Raw genomic sequence first — 17579 nt, 5'->3', positions numbered from 1 at the left:
CAGTGGGTTTCGACTCGCTGTTTTTGATTTTCCCTTAGGCATGATATAATGGTTACAGAAGTCTAGAAAGAGGAACGTTATGAACGAAATCAAATGCCCTAACTGTGGGGAAGTCTTTACAGTAAATGAAAGTCAGTATGCCGAACTTTTGTCCCAAGTGAGAACAGCAGAGTTTGATAAGGAATTGCACGATCGGATGAAGCAGGAACTGGCCTTGGCTGAGCAAAAGGCCATGAATGAACAACAGTCTAAACTAGCTCAAAAAGACCAAGAAATTGCTCAATTGCAGAGTCAAATCCAAAATTTTGATACAGAAAAAGAATTGGCCAAGAAAGAGGTTGAACAGACAAGTAATCAGGCCTTATTGGCTAAGGACAAGGAAGTACAGGCCTTGGAAAACCAACTGGCCACCTTGCGTTTGGAACATGAAAATCAACTGCAAAAGACCCTTTCTGACCTAGAAAAAGAACGGGATCAGGTTAAAAATCAGCTTCTTTTACAAGAAAAAGAAAACGAACTCTCTCTTGCTTCTGTTAAGCAAAACTACGAAGCTCAACTCAAGGCAGCTAGTGAACAAGTCGAATTTTATAGGAATTTCAAAGCCCAACAATCTACAAAAGCTATCGGGGAAAGTCTGGAACAGTACGCAGAGAGTGAGTTTAACAAGGTCCGTAGTTTTGCCTTTCCAAATGCTTACTTTGAAAAGGATAACAAGGTTTCTTCGCGTGGGTCTAAGGGTGACTTTATCTTCCGTGAGAGTGATGAAAATGGTGTTGAAATCATTTCCATCATGTTTGAGATGAAAAATGAAGCAGATGGAACAGAGAAGAAGCACAAGAATGCAGACTTTTACAAGGAATTGGACAAGGACCGTCGGGAGAAGAACTGTGAGTATGCCGTTTTGGTGACCATGCTAGAGGCAGATAACGACTACTTTAACACAGGGATTGTTGACGTTAGTCACGAGTATGAAAAGATGTATGTGGTTCGCCCTCAGTTCTTTATCCAGTTGATTGGACTCTTACGAAATGCGGCGCTTAATTCCCTAAAATATAAGCAGGAGTTGGCCTTGGTTCGCGAACAAAATATCGACATTACGCATTTTGAGGAAGACTTGGATGCCTTTAAGCTAGCATTTGCCAAGAACTACAACTCAGCTTCGACCAACTTTGGTAAAGCTATCGATGAAATCGACAAGGCTATCAAACGCATGGAAGAGGTTAAAAAGTTCCTAACAACATCTGAAAACCAACTCCGCCTTGCAAACAATAAATTGGAAGATGTTTCCGTCAAAAAATTGACCCGGAAAAATCCAACCATGAAAGCGAAATTCGAAGCTCTGAAGGGGGAGTAGCCTTAAATATGAAATAACTTTAAAATAGTCGTATGTCTACATTAAATATTTACAACTTTATGTACAGGAAACGGAGAGCTATTTAGAAAGATAAAACTGATATGAGTTCTTACCGTACGTCACCTATGTGAAAGAGCATAATCAGGTTAATAAGATTATGCAACAGTTAAAACTACTAACGAGACGGGATTGTCAAAGGTATATCATGGAGAACAGGTTTTAAAAGCAGTAATTACTACAGTTTTTGTTATTGGTACTTTAATTGATGGTGTTACAGTTAGTGCATCTACATTTGTCTTTGGAGTTTTGATAGCGATTCTAGTAATTGCGAGCGACTTCTTATATTTAAGTTCTACAATGGAGGATAATGGTGAAAGAGATATTAAATAACTATTCGTTGAAAATATCTAGAATTGAAATTTCAAAATTATATAATTTGACAAAAATAGTATACATTTGCTTAATTCCTATAGTTTGCCTATCATTTATAGGGATGGTTGTTGAATTATTTAAAGGTGGGGAAATGAATTTTATGAAATTCATTACTTATACGGTAGTATGTTTTGGGTTTGAGACATTGATTTTATTAAACAATAAACTGGTTAAATTAGCTGTAGATAATATCTTTTTGACAGATATTAATTTCGACAAGCACATAAGTTATTATCGTTATGTAGCTGAACACTCGGTTAAGTCACAACAGCTGTTCAATAATGCAAATTGTTTACTAGCTATTGCCCAATCGCTATACTACCAAGGAAAGTTTGAAGAAACACTTGATAATTTGGAACGAATAAATTTTGAGGGTAAAAATTTTAATAAGAAATTTGAAATCGAATTATCAACAACTTACTTTAAGATTCTTTCTCTAATCCATGCTGATAAGACAGAGGAAATTTCGCACCAAATCGATATGTTAGCTACATTAAAAGTTAGAACAAATTCTCAGGTTGCTAGGAAGACGAATGTAATAAACATAATAAAAGCTATAGAGGATCTTGTTTTAAATAAAAAATCAAACGACTACTTCGATACCGCTGAACCAGAAAATAAGTTAGCTCGAATCATGTTCTCTTATTACGGAGCTCTCAATGCTCAGCTAAAAGGAGATGAAGCTCGTGCACGTAGTTTGTTTGAAAGTATCGCCCATGAAAATCCAGAACTCTTTTATGTTCAGGAAGCTAGGAAATATTTAGAAAAATGAGCTGATATAGTTTTAAAATCTGTCTAAGATAGAATATGTTGATGTAAAGTGAAAAGGAAATCAGAAAGCAAAAATGAACGGTATTATCAACTTAAAAAAAGAAGCGGGGATGACCTCGCATGATGCGGTTTTTAAACTGCGTAGGATTTTGGGAACCAAGAAAATTGGTCATGGTGGGACTTTGGATCCGGATGTAGTGGGAGTTCTGCCCATTGCGGTTGGCAAAGCGACACGCATGGTCGAGTTTATGCAGGATGAGGGCAAGGTCTATGAGGGTGAAATCACTCTTGGCTATTCCACGACGACTGAGGATGCCAGTGGGGAAGTGGTCGCAGAGACACCCGTTCTGTCGCCCTTGGATGAAATCATTGTTGATGAAGCGATTGCCAGTTTGACTGGGCCTATTACCCAGATTCCGCCTATGTATTCGGCTGTAAAGGTCAATGGTCGTAAGCTTTATGAGTATGCGCGTTCGGGTCAGGAAGTAGAGCGCCCAGAACGTCAAGTAACCATTTATCAATTTGATCGAACAAGTCCGATTTCTTATGAAGGCGAACTTGCACGATTCACTTTTCGTGTGAAATGCAGTAAAGGGACATACATCCGTACCTTGTCTGTTGACTTAGGAGACAAATTGGGTTATGCTGCCCATATGTCACATTTGACACGGACTAGTGCAGCTGGTTTGCAACTAGAAGATGCTCTTACCTTGGAAGAAATTGCTGAAAGAGTAGAGGTAGGGCAACTAGACTTTCTCCATCCTCTTGAGATTGGGACGGGTGACCTTGTCAAAGTTTTTCTAAGTCCAGAAGAGGCTACAGAAGTGCGCTTTGGTCGTTTTATTGAGCTAGATCAAACGGACAAAGAACTGGCTGCCTTTGAAGGCGATACATTGCTAGCCATTCTAGAAAAACGGGACAATCTCTACAAGCCAAGGAAGGTTTTTAGCTAGTCTAACTGAGGTGTAGGGAGTGTTGTTTCCCCTAGACTATCCAAATCAGACTATAAATTTTGCAAAAAATGTGATAGAATAGACGACGGATAAAAAAACGGAGGATAGCATGCAAAATAGACCAATCATTATCGGAGTGACAGGTGGTTCTGGTGGAGGTAAGACCAGTGTTTCAAGAGCCATTTTATCGCATTTTCCTGATGAAAAGATTTCCATGATTGAGCATGATTCATACTACAAGGATCAGTCTCACTTGACCTTTGAAGAGCGTGTCAAAACCAACTACGACCATCCTTTTGCCTTTGATACAGACTTGATGATTGAGCAGATTAAGGAGTTGTTGGCAGGGCGTCCGGTGGACATTCCGACTTATGACTATACAGAGCATACACGAAGCAGCAAGACCTATCGTCAAGAGCCTCAAGATGTCTTTATCGTTGAGGGGATTTTGGTCTTGGAGGACAAGCGTCTGCGTGATTTGATGGATATCAAGATTTTTGTGGATACGGATGATGATGTGCGCATTATTCGTCGGATCAAGCGTGATATGGAAGAGCGTGGCCGTAGTCTTGATAGCGTTATTGACCAGTACTTAGGCGTGGTTAAACCCATGTACCACCAGTTTATCGAGCCAACTAAGCGTTATGCTGATATCGTTATTCCTGAAGGGGTCAGCAATACCGTGGCTATTGACCTTTTGACAACCAAGATTGCAAAGATTTTGGAAGAAGCTCGAAACAGCAAATAAACAGATGTGGAGGCCTTGCCTCCTTTTTCTATTTTTCCTTCATAATGGTACATAAATGGAGATTTTTAGGCATATTTTTGGTATAATAATACCCATGAAAGAGCAAGAAAATGAATAGTAGGTGGAGATGGAAAAGTATTTATCGGTAACAACTTTGACCAAGTATCTGAAAATGAAATTCGATAAAGACCCTTACTTGGAACGGGTCTATTTAACTGGTCAAGTTTCCAACTTTCGTAAACGACCTACTCACCAATATTTCTCCCTAAAAGATGACCATGCAGTTATTCAAGCGACTATTTGGTCTGGGATTTATCAGAAATTAGGTTTCGACCTGGAAGAAGGGATGAAGATCAACGTGATTGGGCGTGTGCAGGTCTATGAACCAAGTGGTAGCTACTCCATCATCATTGAAAAGGCAGAGCCTGATGGGGTCGGGGCGCTTGCGATTCAGTTTGAACAACTCAAGAAAAAATTGACAGAAGAAGGCCTGTTTCAAGAACGCTTCAAGCAACCTCTGCCTCAATTTTCTAAGAGAATTGGTGTGGTAACCAGTCGCAGTGGAGCTGTTATTCGAGATATTATCACGACCGTCAGCAGGCGATTTTCAGGTGTCGACATTCTCCTCTATCCGACCAAGGTTCAAGGAGATGGAGCAGCAGAGGAAATAGCTCGAAATATTGCGCGTGCTAATCAACGGGACGATTTGGATTTGCTGATTATTGGTCGTGGAGGAGGTTCCATTGAGGATCTCTGGGCATTTAACGAAGAAATTGTGGTACGAGCTATTTTTGAGTCTCGTTTGCCAGTTATCTCTAGTGTGGGGCATGAGACAGATGTGACCTTGGCAGATTTTGTGGCGGATCGTCGAGCTGCAACACCAACGGCAGCTGCTGAACTGGCAACCCCTGTGACCAAGTTGGATGTATTAGCTCATTTGCAAAATCAGGAAAAACGGATGGCAACAGCAGTCCGAAATGTCCTATCTAAGAAACAAGAAGCTTTGAAAAAATTCAGTCAGTCTGTTATCTTTAGACAGCCAGAGCGCTTGTATGATGGCTATTTGCAACGGCTAGACCAATTACAATTGCGCTTAAAACAAAGTTTGCGAACAAGGATTTCTGATAGCAACCAATTAGTACAAACAAGGACGCATCGACTAGTCCAATTATCACCTGTTACCAAAATCCAACGCTATCAAGACCGCTTAAGCCAGTTGGACAAGCTCCTACGTAGCCAAATGGCTCTGGTTTATGATGCCAAGGTTGCTGAGGTTAAGAGACTTTCAGAAGCACTTCTGATGTTGGATACGAGCCGAATTGTGGCGCGAGGTTATGCTATTGTCAAAAAAGAAGAGTTAGTTGTAGATTCGGTTGAAAATTTGAAGAAAAAAGACCAAGTGACGCTTTTGATGCGGGATGGTCAAGTAGAATTAGAGGTTAAAGATGTCAAAACAAAAGAAATTTGAGGAAAATCTAGCAGAACTGGAGAGCATTGTCCAAAGTTTGGAAAATGGTGAAATTGCTCTGGAAGATGCGATTGCTGCCTTTCAAAAGGGCATGGTCTTGTCAAAAGAGCTCCAAGCTACGCTAGACAAGGCTGAAAAGACCTTGGTCAAGGTTATGCAAGAAGACGGAACAGAGAGTGATTTTGAATGAAGAAGCAAGAAAAATTAGCTCTTGTCGAGTCGGCTTTGGAAGACTTTTATGGAGACCAGCAGGTTGCTTCTAGTTTGCGAGAGTCTGTTCTCTATTCCATTCATGCTGGTGGCAAGCGTATCCGTCCTTTTCTCTTGTTAGAAGTTCTGGAAGCCTTGCAGGTCGCTATTAAACCTGCTCACGCGCAGGTGGCTGCGGCCTTGGAAATGATTCATACAGGGAGTTTGATTCACGATGATCTTCCTGCTATGGATGATGATGATTACCGTCGGGGACGATTGACCAACCACAAGAAATTTGGCGAAGCAATGGCAATTTTGGCTGGAGATGCTTTGTTTCTAGATCCTTACGCCTTGATAGCGCAGGCAGATTTGCCAAGTCAGATAAAGGTAGACTTGATTGCCAACTTATCCCTTGCTTCAGGTAGTCTGGGTATGGTAGCAGGCCAGGTTTTAGACATGGAAGGTGAACACCAACACTTGTCTTTGGAAGAACTTCAGACCATTCATGCTAATAAGACTGGAAAACTACTAGCCTTTCCTTTCCAAGCGGCTGCTATCATTGCAGAATTGGCACCTGAAATGCAGGCAAAGCTGAAAACTATTGGGGAATTGATTGGACTTGCTTTTCAAGTTCGAGATGACGTACTGGATGTGACAGCTAGTTTTGAGGAGATCGGCAAGACACCTCAAAAGGACCTACAGGCTGAAAAATCAACCTATCCAGCCTTGTTGGGCTTGGAAGAGGCCATTGCCTTTTGTAACCAAACCTTGGATCAAGCTAATGCCAAATTAGAAGAAATTACCCAGCAGATTCCCTTTGAAACAGAATCGATTGTAAAAATAGTAGAAAGTTTGAGAATCAATGGCTAAGGAAAGAGTGGATGTATTAGCTTATAAACAGGGCTTGTTTGAAACGCGAGAGCAGGCCAAGCGCGGTGTGATGGCTGGTCTAGTCGTAGCAGTCCTTAATGGAGAACGTTTTGACAAACCAGGAGAGAAAATCCCAGATGACACGGAGCTAAAACTCAAGGGGGAGAAACTCAAGTATGTCAGCCGTGGTGGCTTGAAATTAGAAAAGGCCTTGCAGGTCTTTGATTTGTCAGTGGATGGTGCGACCACGATTGATATCGGTGCCTCTACTGGTGGCTTTACCGATGTTATGTTGCAAAATGGTGCTGAGTTAGTCTTTGCAGTTGATGTTGGTACCAATCAGTTGGCTTGGAAACTACGCCAAGACCCACGAGTTGTCAGCATGGAACAGTTCAATTTCCGCTATGCTGAAAAGACTGATTTCGAGCAGGAACCGAGCTTTGCCAGTATTGACGTGAGTTTCATTTCCCTCAGTCTGATTCTTCCGGCCTTGCATCGTGTGTTGGCTAATCAAGGTCAGGTTGTGGCTTTGGTTAAGCCTCAGTTTGAGGCAGGACGTGAGCAGATTGGGAAAAATGGAATTATTCGCGATGCCAAGGTCCATCAGAATGTCCTTGAATCTGTCACAGCTATGGCAGTAGAGGCAGGCTTTTCAGTCCTTAGATTGGATTTTTCTCCCATCCAAGGTGGGCATGGAAATATTGAATTTTTAGCGTATTTAAAAAAAGAAGAGTCAGCAAGCAATCAGGTTCTTGCTGAGATTGAAGAAGTAGTAGAGAGGGCGCATAGTCAATTTAAAAATGAATAAAAAAGAGAGACTTGAAAAAATTAGACGATTTGTGACAGATTATCAAATCGGTACGCAAGAAGAAATTGTAGAACATTTGAAAGAGGCAGGCATCACTGCCACTCAGGCAACTGTATCCCGAGATATCAAAGAATTAGGTATTGTCAAAATTCCTTTGAGAGACAACACCTATGTCTACGAATTGCCAAAATCAATCGTAAAAAGTTTGCAACTGGCTGAAGACAATATTGAGTCAGCTGAATTGATGGATAAGATGATTAATCTCCAAGTTATTCCAGGAAATACAGCCTTTGTAAAAGCTCAGTTAATCGAGACATTTGCGGACAAGATTTTCAGCTGTTTGGCTGATGATAGCTCGATTTTAGTCATTGCCAGAAGTGAAAGTCTAGCTGAGGAAATCTTTGAACAAGTAAAAAATTGGTAGGTCTATATGTTACTTGAAATTTCGATAAAAAACTTTGCCATTATTGAGGCTATCTCCTTCAATTTTGAAAAGGGAATGACTGTTCTGACTGGTGAAACGGGTGCAGGGAAGTCGATTATCATTGATGCCATGAATATGATGTTGGGAGCTCGTGCTACGACAGATGTTATTCGTCATGGTGCGCTAAAGGCAGAGATTGAGGGGCTTTTCTCAGTTGAGAATAGTCGCCTTTTGCAGGAAATTTTTGATGAGCAAGGTTTGGAATTGGGTGATGAAATTATCATCCGTCGAGAAATTCTGCAAAATGGTCGTAGTATTAGCCGTGTGAATGGCCAGATGGTTAATCTGTCTGTTTTGCGTGCTATTGGACAACATCTAGTAGATATTCATGGTCAGCATGACCAAGAGGAATTAATGCGTCCCCAACTTCATATCCAGATGTTGGATGAATTTGGTGATGCAACTTTTTGGGAATTGAAAGAAACCTATCAGACGAGTTTTGATGCCTACCGTAAAATGCGTAAGCAGGTTCTGGAAGTCAAGAAAAACCAACAGGAACACAAGGCACGTATCGAAATGTTGGAATTTCAAATGGCAGAGATTGAGGCAGCAAACTTGCAAGCAGGTGAAGACTTGACTCTCAATCAAGAGCGAGATAAACTTCTAAACCATAAAAATATTGCGGATACGTTGACCAATGCCTATAGTATGTTGGACAATGAAGAGTTCTCGAGTCTGGCCAATGTTCGTTCGGCCATGAATGATATGGAGAGTGTCGAAGAGTACGACCCTGAATACCGTGAAATTTCAAGCTCTCTGTCTGAGACCTACTATGTCTTAGAAGACATTAGCAAGCGTTTAGAAGCTATCATTGAGGACCTTGATTTTGACGGCAATCGTCTCATGCAGGTTGAGAATCGTTTGGACCTCCTTCATACCATTACCCGTAAATATGGTGGGACTGTTGATGATGTCTTGCTTTACTTTGCTAAGATTACGGAAGAGTACAATCTCTTGACAGGCAATAATCTTTCTTCTGAAGACATGGAAGCAGAGCTCAAGAAATTGGAAGTTAATCTTGTTGATTTGGCTGGTCAACTTGCATCTGCTCGTCATGACTTAGCTCAGCAGCTTGAAGCTGAGATTAAACAAGAACTGCAAGACCTCTATATGGAAAAAGCCCAGTTTCAGGTTCGTTTTAGCAAGGGCAAATTCAGTCGTGAGGGAAATGAAATGGTTGAGTTTTACATTTCAACCAACCCTGGCGAAGACTTTAAACCCTTGGTCAAGGTTGCATCTGGTGGGGAATTATCTCGTCTCATGCTAGCCATTAAGTCTGCCTTTTCACGTAAAGAGGGCAAGACAAGTATTGTCTTTGATGAGGTGGATACGGGAGTTTCAGGTCGTGTAGCTCAGGCCATTGCACAGAAGATTCACAAGATTGGCCAACATGGTCAGGTTCTGGCTATTTCCCATTTGCCACAAGTGATTGCGATTGCGGATTATCAATTCTTTATTGAGAAGATTAGTAATGACCATTCAACAGTTTCGACTGTTCGTCTCTTGACTGTTGAAGAGCGAGTGGAGGAAGTTGCCAAGATGTTGGCAGGTGATGATGTGACGGAAGCAGCCCTGACGCAAGCCAGAGAATTGTTGAGAAACAGGGAGAAATAAGATGACAGACTATTATGTAATTGGAGATGTTCACGGAAAAGCTGGGATGCTGGAAGACCTTCTCAAAACATGGGATGGTCAGACCCAGTTGCTCTTTCTAGGGGATTTGATTGACCGCGGTGAAGATAGTCGCCGTGTTCTAGAAATGGTTAAGGACTTAGTGGACAATCAAGGGGCGATCTGTTTGTCAGGAAACCACGAGTATATGTTTCTGACTTGGCTCGATAACCCAGAAGAAAGTTATGACCACTATCGTCGTAATGGTGGAGATACAACTATTAACTCTATCCTAGGTCGTCCCTTGGATGCCCCAGTTGATGGAGTAGAAGATGCCCAGCGTGTTGCTACTGAAGCGGCAGATTTGGTCGAATTTATTCGTCAAATGCCATTTGTAGTAGAGACAGACAAGTATATCTTTGTTCATGCAGGTATTGATTTAACCTTGGATGATTGGCATGAAACCACAGATTATAAAAAAGTCTGGCTTAGAAAACCATTCCACGAAGCAGAAAATCATACTGGGAAAACCATTGTCTTTGGTCACACACCGGTTTATGGTTTGTTAAAGCAAGAACGAGGTACAGCTGAGCTTTGGACTACAGAAGATGGTAAGATTGGGATGGACGGAGGAGCTGTCTATGGTGGTGTCCTTCACGGGATTGTCTTTACTGACCAAGGAATGACAGAACATCACTTTATTGAAAATGACGGCTTTGTCGCTGAAGATTAGTACTCCTAGCAGGGTATGGTCTTGTCAAAATGTCAAAAACAATTTATAATAAATAGATACCCTGAAAGGAAGAGAATCATGAACTTAGAAGAATTGAAAAAACGACAGGAGAAGATCCGTAACTTCTCTATTATCGCCCATATTGACCACGGGAAATCGACTCTAGCAGACCGCATTTTGGAAAAGACAGAGACAGTTTCCAGTCGTGAAATGCAAGCTCAGCTTTTAGATAGCATGGATCTAGAACGGGAACGTGGGATTACCATTAAGTTGAATGCCATCGAGCTGAATTATACTGCTAAAGATGGGGAAACTTATATTTTCCACTTGATTGACACGCCGGGGCACGTAGACTTCACCTATGAAGTTTCACGTTCGCTAGCTGCCTGTGAGGGAGCGATTTTGGTCGTCGATGCTGCCCAAGGGATTGAGGCTCAAACCCTTGCCAACGTTTATCTGGCCTTGGACAATGATTTGGAAATCATGCCAGTCATTAACAAAATTGACCTACCAGCTGCAGACCCTGAGCGCGTGCGTACAGAGATTGAAGATGTCATTGGTTTGGATGCCAGTGAAGCAGTTTTGGCATCAGCTAAAGCTGGTATTGGTATCGAAGAAATTCTAGAGCAAATCGTAGAAAAAGTGCCAGCTCCAACAGGTGATGTGACGGCGCCTCTTAAGGCCTTGATTTTCGACTCGGTTTACGATGCCTACCGTGGGGTTATTCTTCAAGTGCGTGTCATGGATGGGGTGGTCAAACCTGGCGATAAGATTCAGCTTATGAGCAATGGCAAGACCTTCGATGTGACAGAAGTCGGTATTTTTACACCCAAAGCAGTTGGTCGTGATTTTCTTGCGACTGGTGACGTTGGTTATATTGCAGCTTCTATTAAGACGGTTCAGGATACGCGTGTGGGTGATACCGTTACCTTGGCAACCAATCCTGCGGCAGAGCCATTACATGGTTACAAGCAGATGAATCCTATGGTCTTTGCGGGTCTATATCCTATCGAGTCAAACAAGTACAATGACCTACGTGAAGCCCTTGAAAAATTGCAACTGAATGATGCTAGTCTCCAATTTGAACCAGAAACATCTCAGGCACTTGGATTTGGTTTCCGTTGTGGTTTCCTTGGACTTCTCCATATGGATGTTATCCAAGAGCGTTTGGAACGTGAGTTCAACATTGACCTCATCATGACAGCTCCATCTGTTATCTATAAGGTCAACTTGACCGACGGCGAGTCTATGGATGTGTCTAACCCATCTGAGTTCCCAGACCCAACTAAGATTGCGACCATTGAGGAGCCATATGTTAAAGCGCAAATCATGGTACCGCAAGAGTTTGTTGGAGCAGTGATGGAGCTAGCTCAGCGCAAGCGTGGGGACTTTGTGACGATGGATTATATCGATGATAACCGTGTCAATGTTATCTATCAAATTCCACTGGCTGAAATCGTCTTTGACTTCTTTGATAAGCTTAAGTCTTCAACTCGCGGTTATGCAAGCTTTGACTATGAATTGTCAGAGTACCGCCCATCTAAGCTGGTCAAAATGGATATCCTTCTCAACGGAGACAAGGTGGACGCCCTCAGCTTTATCGTTCACAAGGACTTTGCCTACGAACGTGGGAAACTCATCGTTGATAAACTTAAGAAAATTATTCCTCGTCAACAATTTGAGGTTCCTATCCAAGCAGCAATTGGACACAAGATTGTCGCTCGTACTGATATCAAGGCCCTTCGTAAGAACGTACTTGCCAAGTGTTACGGTGGTGACGTTTCTCGTAAACGCAAACTCCTTGAAAAACAAAAAGCTGGTAAGAAACGCATGAAAGCTATCGGATCAGTAGAAGTTCCACAAGAAGCCTTCCTTAGCGTCTTGAGCATGGATGAGGAGTAGAAGTATATAGAAAAACATTTTATTGTTGATAGACTTTAAATATCAAACAACAAAGATAAATAAAAGAAGATCAAATGGTTTTAGGCTCTTTGTCAACTGTAGTGGGTTGAAGAAAAGCTAAGCTCGAGAAAGGACAAATTTCGTCCTTTCTTTTTTGATGTTTAGAGCGATAAAAATCCTTTTTTTGAAGTTTTTAAAGTCTCGAAATCCAAAGGCATTGCGCTTGATAAGTTTGATGAGATTATTGGTCGCTTCTAATTTGGCATTTGAATAGTGTAGTTGAAGGGCATTGACAATCTTCTCTTTATCTTTGAGGAATGTTTTAAAGACAGTCTGAAAAAGAGGATGAACCTGCTGCAGATTGTCTTCAATGAGTCCGAAAAATTTGTCAGGCTTCTTGTCCTGAAAGTGAAACAGCAAGAGTTGATAGAGATGGTAGTGGTGTTTCAAGTCTTCTGAATAGTTCAAAAGCTTGTCTAGAATCTCTTTATTGGTCAAGTGCATACGAAAAGTAGGACGATAAAAACGTTTATCGCTAAGTTTACGACTATCCTGTTGGATGAGTTTCCAGTAGCGCTTGATAGCCTTGTATTCATGAGACTTTCGATGAAACTGATTCATGATTTGGACACGCACACGACTCATAGCACGGCTTAGATGTTGTACAATATGGAAACGATCTAGAACGATTTTAGCACACGGAAAAAGTTTTCTAGCTAAGTCATAGTAGGGACTAAACATATCCATAGTAATGATTTTCACCTGACAACGAACGGCTCTATCGTATCGAAGAAAGTGATTTCGGATGACAGCTTGTGTTCGTTCCTCAAGAACAGTGATGATATTAAGATTATCAAAATCTTGCGCAATGAAACTCATCTTTCCCTTTGTAAAGGTATACTCGTCCCAGGACATAATCTGTGGAAGGCGAGAAAAATCATGCTTAAAGTGAAAGTCATTGAGCTTGCGAATAACAGTTGAAGTTGAAATGGACAGCTGATGAGCAATATCGGTCAAAGAAGTCTTTTCAATCAGCTTTTGAGCAATTTTTTGATTAATGATACGAGGGATTTGATGATTCTTCTTGACGAGGGAGGTCTCGGAGACCGCTATTTTCGAGCACTTATAGCAGTTAAAACGGCGTTTTTTAAGGAGAATTCTAGTAGGCATACCAGTTGTTTCGAGGTAAGGGATCTTAGACGGTTTTTGAAAGTCATATTTCTTCATTTGACTTCCACACTCAGGGCAAGATGGGGCGTCGTAGTCCAGTTTAGCGATGATTTCCTTGTGTGTATCTCTATTAATGACATCTATAATTTGGATATTAGGGTCTTTGATATCGAGTAGTTTTGTGATAAAATGTAATTGTTCCATATGAATCTTTCTAATGAGTTGTTTAGTCGCTTTTCATTATAGGTCATATGGAACTTTTTTTCTACAACAAAATAGGTTCCATAATATCCATAGGGGATTTACCCACTACAAATATTATAGAGCCTCTTTTTAATTTGTTTTACGAATAAATAGATGAGTAGAAAAAGAAATGGAGTTATTTATGAAAATCACAAACTATGAAATCTATAAGTTAAAAAAATCAGGTTTGACCAATCAACAGATTTTGAAAGTGCTAGAATACGGTGAAAATGTTGATCAGGAACTGTTGTTGGGTGACATTGCAGAAATTTCAGGTTGCCGAAATCCAGCTGTTTTTATGGAACGTTATTTTCAGATAGACGATACGCATTTGGAGAAGGAGTTTCAAAAATTTCCATCTTTCTCTATTTTAGATGACTGTTATCCTTGGGATTTGAGTGAAATATACGATGCGCCTGTGCTTTTATTTTACAAGGGGAATCTCGACCTCTTGAAATTCCCGAAGGTAGCAGTCGTAGGAAGTCGTGCTTGTAGCAAACAGGGAGCTAAGTCAGTTGAAAAAGTCATTCAGAGCTTGGAAAATGAACTGGTTATCGTCAGTGGATTAGCCAAGGGCATTGACACAGCAGCTCATATGGCAGCTCTTCAGAATGGCGGAAAAACCATTGCAGTGATTGGAACAGGACTGGATGTGTTTTATCCTAAAGCTAATAAACGCTTGCAAGACTACATCGGCAATGACCATCTGGTTCTCAGTGAATATGGACCTGGTGAACAACCTCTGAAATTTCATTTTCCTGCCCGTAATCGCATCATTGCTGGACTTTGTCGTGGTGTAATTGTAGCAGAGGCTAAGATGCGCTCAGGTAGTCTCATTACCTGTGAGAGGGCAATGGAAGAAGGACGCGATGTTTTTGCTATTCCTGGTAGCATTTTAGATGGACTATCAGACGGTTGCCATCATTTGATTCAAGAAGGTGCAAAATTGGTCACAAGTGGGCAGGATGTTCTTGCGGAATTTGAATTTTAATACTCTTCGAAAATCTCTTCAAACCGCGTCAGCTTCACCTTGCCGTAGGTATGGTTACTGACTTCGTCAGTTTCATCTGCAACCTCAAAGCAGTGCTTTGAGCAACCTGCGGTTAGTTTCCTAGTTTGCTCTTTAATTTTCATTGAGTATAAGAAGAAAGTCCGCTTACTAGATAAACTTTTCTTCTATTATAGGAGCTAAGTCTTGACAGTTATGGCAAAATGGTTTACACTTTATAAAGTTTATTACTTTGAAAAGGTGTGATACTGTGGCTACGGCAACAAAAAAGAAAAAATCAACAGTTAAAAAAAATCTAGTCATCGTGGAGTCGCCTGCTAAGGCCAAGACGATTGAAAAATATCTCGGCAGAAACTACAAGGTTTTAGCCAGTGTCGGTCATATTCGGGATTTGAAGAAATCCAGTATGTCCGTCGATATTGAAAATAATTATGAACCGCAATATATTAATATCCGAGGAAAAGGTCCTCTTATCAATGACTTGAAAAAAGAAGCTAAAAAAGCTAATAAAGTCTTTCTGGCGAGTGACCCGGACCGTGAAGGAGAAGCGATTTCTTGGCATTTGGCCCATATTCTCAACTTGGATGAAAATGATGCCAACCGTGTGGTCTTCAATGAAATCACCAAGGATGCAGTCAAAAATGCTTTTAAAGAACCGCGCAAGATTGATATGGACTTGGTCGATGCCCAACAGGCTCGTCGTGTCCTAGATCGCTTGGTGGGGTACTCGATTTCGCCTATTTTATGGAAAAAGGTTAAGAAGGGCTTATCAGCAGGGCGCGTACAGTCTATTGCCCTTAAGTTAATCATTGATCGTGAGAATGAAATCAACGCCTTCCAGCCGGAGGAATACTGGACAATTGATGCTGTCTTTAAAAAGGGAACCAAGCAATTCCAGGCTGCTTTCTATGGAGTAGATGGCAAAAAGTTAAAACCGATTAGCAATGATGAGGTCAAGGAAGTCTTGTCTCGTCTGACTAGTAAAGACTTTTCCGTTGATCAGGTGGATAAGAAAGAGCGCAAACGCAATGCTCCTTTACCTTATACCACTTCATCCATGCAGATGGATGCTGCTAATAAAATCAATTTCCGTACTCGAAAGACCATGATGGTTGCCCAACAGCTTTATGAAGGGATTAATATTGGTTCTGGTGTGCAAGGTTTGATTACCTATATGCGTACCGATTCGACTCGTATCAGTCCAGTAGCGCAGAACGAAGCAGCAAGTTTCATTACGGACCGTTTTGGTAGCAAGTATTCTAAGCATGGTAGCAAGGTCAAAAATGCATCAGGAGCTCAGGATGCCCATGAGGCTATTCGCCCATCTAGTGTCTTTAATACACCTGAAAGCATTGCTAAGTATCTGGATAAGGATCAGCTCAAGCTTTATACCCTTATTTGGAATCGTTTTGTGGCTAGCCAGATGACAGCTGCAGTCTTTGATACCATGGCTGTTAAATTGTCTCAAAATGGGGTTCAATTTGCTGCTAATGGTAGTCAGGTTAAGTTTGATGGTTATCTTGCGATTTATAATGATTCCGACAAGAATAAAATGTTACCAGATATGGCTGTTGGAGATGTGGTCAAGCAGGTCAATAGCAAACCAGAGCAACATTTCACTCAACCGCCTGCCCGTTATTCTGAAGCGACCCTGATCAAGACCTTGGAGGAAAATGGGGTTGGACGTCCATCAACCTATGCACCAACCATTGAAACCATTCAGAAACGTTACTATGTTCGCCTTGCAGCCAAACGTTTTGAACCAACAGAGTTGGGAGAAATTGTTAACAAGCTCATCGTTGAATATTTCCCAGATATCGTAAACGTGACCTTTACAGCTGAAATGGAAGGCAAACTGGATGATGTCGAAGTTGGGAAAGAGCAGTGGCAACGTGTCATTGATGCCTTTTACAAACCATTCTCTAAAGAAGTTGCCAAGGCTGAAGAAGAAATGGAAAAAATCCAAATCAAGGATGAACCAGCTGGATTTGACTGTGAAGTGTGTGGCAGTCCAATGGTCATTAAACTTGGTCGTTTTGGTAAGTTCTACGCTTGTAGCAATTTCCCAGATTGCCGTCATACCCAAGCAATCGTGAAAGAAATCGGTGTTGAGTGTCCAAGTTGTCATCAGGGACAAATCATTGAACGTAAAACCAAGCGTAACCGCCTCTTCTATGGTTGCAATCGCTATCCAGACTGTGAATTTACTTCTTGGGACAAGCCTGTTGGTCGTGACTGTCCAAAATGTGGCAACTTCCTCATGGAGAAAAAAGTTCGTGGTGGTGGCAAGCAGGTTGTTTGTAGTAATGGCGACTACGAAGAAGAAAAGATTAAATAAGAGGAGAGTCCTGAAAGTGAATTTCAGGCTCTTTTTGGTTGGAACTTGACAAAATTCATCATTGTATGCGAAACTAGAAGAAGATTATTTTAACTAGGAGAAGTTATGCGTATTATTTATCTAATTATTGGTTTTTTATCACTGGCTTTGGCTATTGTCGGGGTTGTTTTGCCCTTGTTGCCGACAACGCCTTTCCTTTTGTTGTCTATCGCTTGTTTCTCTAGAAGTTCCAAGCGCTTCGAAGATTGGCTTTATCATACCAAGCTCTATCAAGCATATGTGGCTGATTTTCGCGAGACCAAGTCTATTGCGCGTGAACGAAAGAAAAAAATCATCGTATCTATCTACATTTTGATGGGAATTTCCATTTATTTTGCTCCTCTCTTACCTGTCAAAATTGGTCTAGGTGCTTTGACCATCTTTATCACCTATTATCTCTTTAAGGTTATTCCAGACAAAGAATAAAAAATAGTAACTATTTTCCTTGATATAA

The 17579-nt window shown here is 41.2% G+C and carries 17 protein-coding genes; 16 read left to right on the top strand and 1 reads right to left on the bottom strand.

Annotation, left to right across the window (positions count from 1 at the left end):
• Positions 1 to 79 precede the first annotated feature (79 nt).
• The 13 genes from ACLV7W_RS06440 (at position 80) to lepA (ending at position 12326) form a co-directional block, all read left to right on the top strand.
• Entirely contained in the window at positions 80 to 1354 is a 1275-nt protein-coding gene (locus ACLV7W_RS06440; protein ID WP_084929540.1) for a DUF2130 domain-containing protein, read from the top strand.
• Positions 1355 to 1543: 189 nt separating this feature from the next.
• Complete coding sequence (locus ACLV7W_RS06435) at positions 1544 to 1744, top strand: hypothetical protein (protein ID WP_153209709.1); 201 nt, start codon at positions 1544 to 1546, stop codon at positions 1742 to 1744.
• Positions 1722 to 2558 carry a hypothetical protein gene (locus ACLV7W_RS06430; protein WP_411865653.1) on the top strand — a complete coding sequence of 279 codons (837 nt, stop codon included), beginning with the start codon at positions 1722 to 1724 and terminating at the stop codon, positions 2556 to 2558. Before ACLV7W_RS06435 ends, ACLV7W_RS06430 begins: the two co-directional genes overlap by 23 nt.
• A gap of 73 nt (positions 2559 to 2631) precedes the next feature.
• Positions 2632 to 3510, top strand: a complete 879-nt coding sequence (gene truB, locus ACLV7W_RS06425) for a tRNA pseudouridine(55) synthase TruB (RefSeq protein WP_411865652.1) — start codon at positions 2632 to 2634, stop codon at positions 3508 to 3510.
• 109 nt (positions 3511 to 3619) lie between these two features.
• On the top strand, positions 3620 to 4258 hold the full coding sequence (udk, locus tag ACLV7W_RS06420) for a uridine kinase (protein ID WP_001181376.1): 639 nt from the start codon (positions 3620 to 3622) through the stop codon (positions 4256 to 4258).
• Positions 4259 to 4385: 127 nt separating this feature from the next.
• Entirely contained in the window at positions 4386 to 5726 is a 1341-nt protein-coding gene (xseA, locus tag ACLV7W_RS06415) for an exodeoxyribonuclease VII large subunit (protein ID WP_261051101.1), read from the top strand.
• Positions 5704 to 5916, top strand: coding sequence for an exodeoxyribonuclease VII small subunit (locus ACLV7W_RS06410; RefSeq protein WP_000043224.1), 213 nt, complete (start codon positions 5704 to 5706; stop codon positions 5914 to 5916). Before xseA ends, ACLV7W_RS06410 begins: the two co-directional genes overlap by 23 nt.
• The gene (locus ACLV7W_RS06405; RefSeq protein ID WP_411865651.1) at positions 5913 to 6788 is read left to right on the top strand and encodes a polyprenyl synthetase family protein; all 876 of its coding nucleotides are present in this window, start codon (positions 5913 to 5915) and stop codon (positions 6786 to 6788) included. Before ACLV7W_RS06410 ends, ACLV7W_RS06405 begins: the two co-directional genes overlap by 4 nt.
• Positions 6781 to 7596 (top strand): TlyA family RNA methyltransferase, encoded by an 816-nt coding sequence (locus ACLV7W_RS06400; protein ID WP_261051095.1) that lies wholly within the window; start codon positions 6781 to 6783, stop codon positions 7594 to 7596. Before ACLV7W_RS06405 ends, ACLV7W_RS06400 begins: the two co-directional genes overlap by 8 nt.
• Entirely contained in the window at positions 7589 to 8020 is a 432-nt protein-coding gene (locus tag ACLV7W_RS06395) for an arginine repressor (RefSeq protein ID WP_020900686.1), read from the top strand. The genes ACLV7W_RS06400 and ACLV7W_RS06395 overlap by 8 nt, the downstream gene beginning before the upstream one ends.
• Before the next feature lie 6 nt (positions 8021 to 8026).
• Positions 8027 to 9694 (top strand): DNA repair protein RecN, encoded by a 1668-nt coding sequence (recN, locus tag ACLV7W_RS06390; protein WP_261037352.1) that lies wholly within the window; start codon positions 8027 to 8029, stop codon positions 9692 to 9694.
• Between the two features lies 1 nt (position 9695).
• Positions 9696 to 10424 carry a metallophosphoesterase family protein gene (locus ACLV7W_RS06385; protein ID WP_045611522.1) on the top strand — a complete coding sequence of 243 codons (729 nt, stop codon included), beginning with the start codon at positions 9696 to 9698 and terminating at the stop codon, positions 10422 to 10424.
• Between the two features lie 78 nt (positions 10425 to 10502).
• Positions 10503 to 12326, top strand: coding sequence for a translation elongation factor 4 (gene lepA / locus ACLV7W_RS06380; RefSeq protein ID WP_001047207.1), 1824 nt, complete (start codon positions 10503 to 10505; stop codon positions 12324 to 12326).
• A 117-nt stretch (positions 12327 to 12443) separates the two neighbouring features.
• Here the strand turns inward: lepA and ACLV7W_RS06375 are convergent, their stop codons facing one another.
• Complete coding sequence (locus ACLV7W_RS06375) at positions 12444 to 13700, bottom strand: ISL3 family transposase (protein WP_411865650.1); 1257 nt, start codon at positions 13698 to 13700, stop codon at positions 12444 to 12446.
• Positions 13701 to 13881: 181 nt separating this feature from the next.
• Between ACLV7W_RS06375 and dprA the strand changes: the two genes are divergently transcribed.
• The 3 genes from dprA (at position 13882) to ACLV7W_RS06360 (ending at position 17551) form a co-directional block, all read left to right on the top strand.
• Complete coding sequence (gene dprA, locus ACLV7W_RS06370; RefSeq protein ID WP_411865649.1) at positions 13882 to 14730, top strand: DNA-processing protein DprA; 849 nt, start codon at positions 13882 to 13884, stop codon at positions 14728 to 14730.
• A gap of 268 nt (positions 14731 to 14998) precedes the next feature.
• Positions 14999 to 17086, top strand: coding sequence for a type I DNA topoisomerase (gene topA / locus ACLV7W_RS06365; protein WP_411865648.1), 2088 nt, complete (start codon positions 14999 to 15001; stop codon positions 17084 to 17086).
• 105 nt (positions 17087 to 17191) lie between these two features.
• Positions 17192 to 17551, top strand: coding sequence for a YbaN family protein (locus ACLV7W_RS06360; protein ID WP_001220352.1), 360 nt, complete (start codon positions 17192 to 17194; stop codon positions 17549 to 17551).
• Positions 17552 to 17579: the final 28 nt, after the last annotated feature.

It is taken from the genome of Streptococcus mitis (assembly GCF_965111735.1).
GTDB classification, from domain to species: Bacteria; Bacillota; Bacilli; order Lactobacillales; family Streptococcaceae; genus Streptococcus; species Streptococcus mitis_DR.
Note: the sequence above shows the minus strand (reverse complement) of the source record. Positions and strands in the feature narration are given on the sequence as shown.

Coding starts and splice junctions, on each gene's coding strand:
- ACLV7W_RS06440 (WP_084929540.1), top strand. CDS start 80: ATGAACGAAATCAAATGCCCTAACTGTGGGGAAGTCTTTACAGTAAAT.
- ACLV7W_RS06385 (WP_045611522.1), top strand. CDS start 9,696: ATGACAGACTATTATGTAATTGGAGATGTTCACGGAAAAGCTGGGATG.
- xseA (WP_261051101.1), top strand. CDS start 4,386: ATGGAAAAGTATTTATCGGTAACAACTTTGACCAAGTATCTGAAAATG.
- ACLV7W_RS06360 (WP_001220352.1), top strand. CDS start 17,192: ATGCGTATTATTTATCTAATTATTGGTTTTTTATCACTGGCTTTGGCT.
- ACLV7W_RS06395 (WP_020900686.1), top strand. CDS start 7,589: ATGAATAAAAAAGAGAGACTTGAAAAAATTAGACGATTTGTGACAGAT.
- udk (WP_001181376.1), top strand. CDS start 3,620: ATGCAAAATAGACCAATCATTATCGGAGTGACAGGTGGTTCTGGTGGA.
- ACLV7W_RS06375 (WP_411865650.1), bottom strand. CDS start 13,700: ATGGAACAATTACATTTTATCACAAAACTACTCGATATCAAAGACCCT.
- ACLV7W_RS06405 (WP_411865651.1), top strand. CDS start 5,913: ATGAAGAAGCAAGAAAAATTAGCTCTTGTCGAGTCGGCTTTGGAAGAC.
- ACLV7W_RS06410 (WP_000043224.1), top strand. CDS start 5,704: ATGTCAAAACAAAAGAAATTTGAGGAAAATCTAGCAGAACTGGAGAGC.
- lepA (WP_001047207.1), top strand. CDS start 10,503: ATGAACTTAGAAGAATTGAAAAAACGACAGGAGAAGATCCGTAACTTC.
- recN (WP_261037352.1), top strand. CDS start 8,027: ATGTTACTTGAAATTTCGATAAAAAACTTTGCCATTATTGAGGCTATC.
- truB (WP_411865652.1), top strand. CDS start 2,632: ATGAACGGTATTATCAACTTAAAAAAAGAAGCGGGGATGACCTCGCAT.
- dprA (WP_411865649.1), top strand. CDS start 13,882: ATGAAAATCACAAACTATGAAATCTATAAGTTAAAAAAATCAGGTTTG.
- ACLV7W_RS06400 (WP_261051095.1), top strand. CDS start 6,781: ATGGCTAAGGAAAGAGTGGATGTATTAGCTTATAAACAGGGCTTGTTT.
- ACLV7W_RS06430 (WP_411865653.1), top strand. CDS start 1,722: ATGGTGAAAGAGATATTAAATAACTATTCGTTGAAAATATCTAGAATT.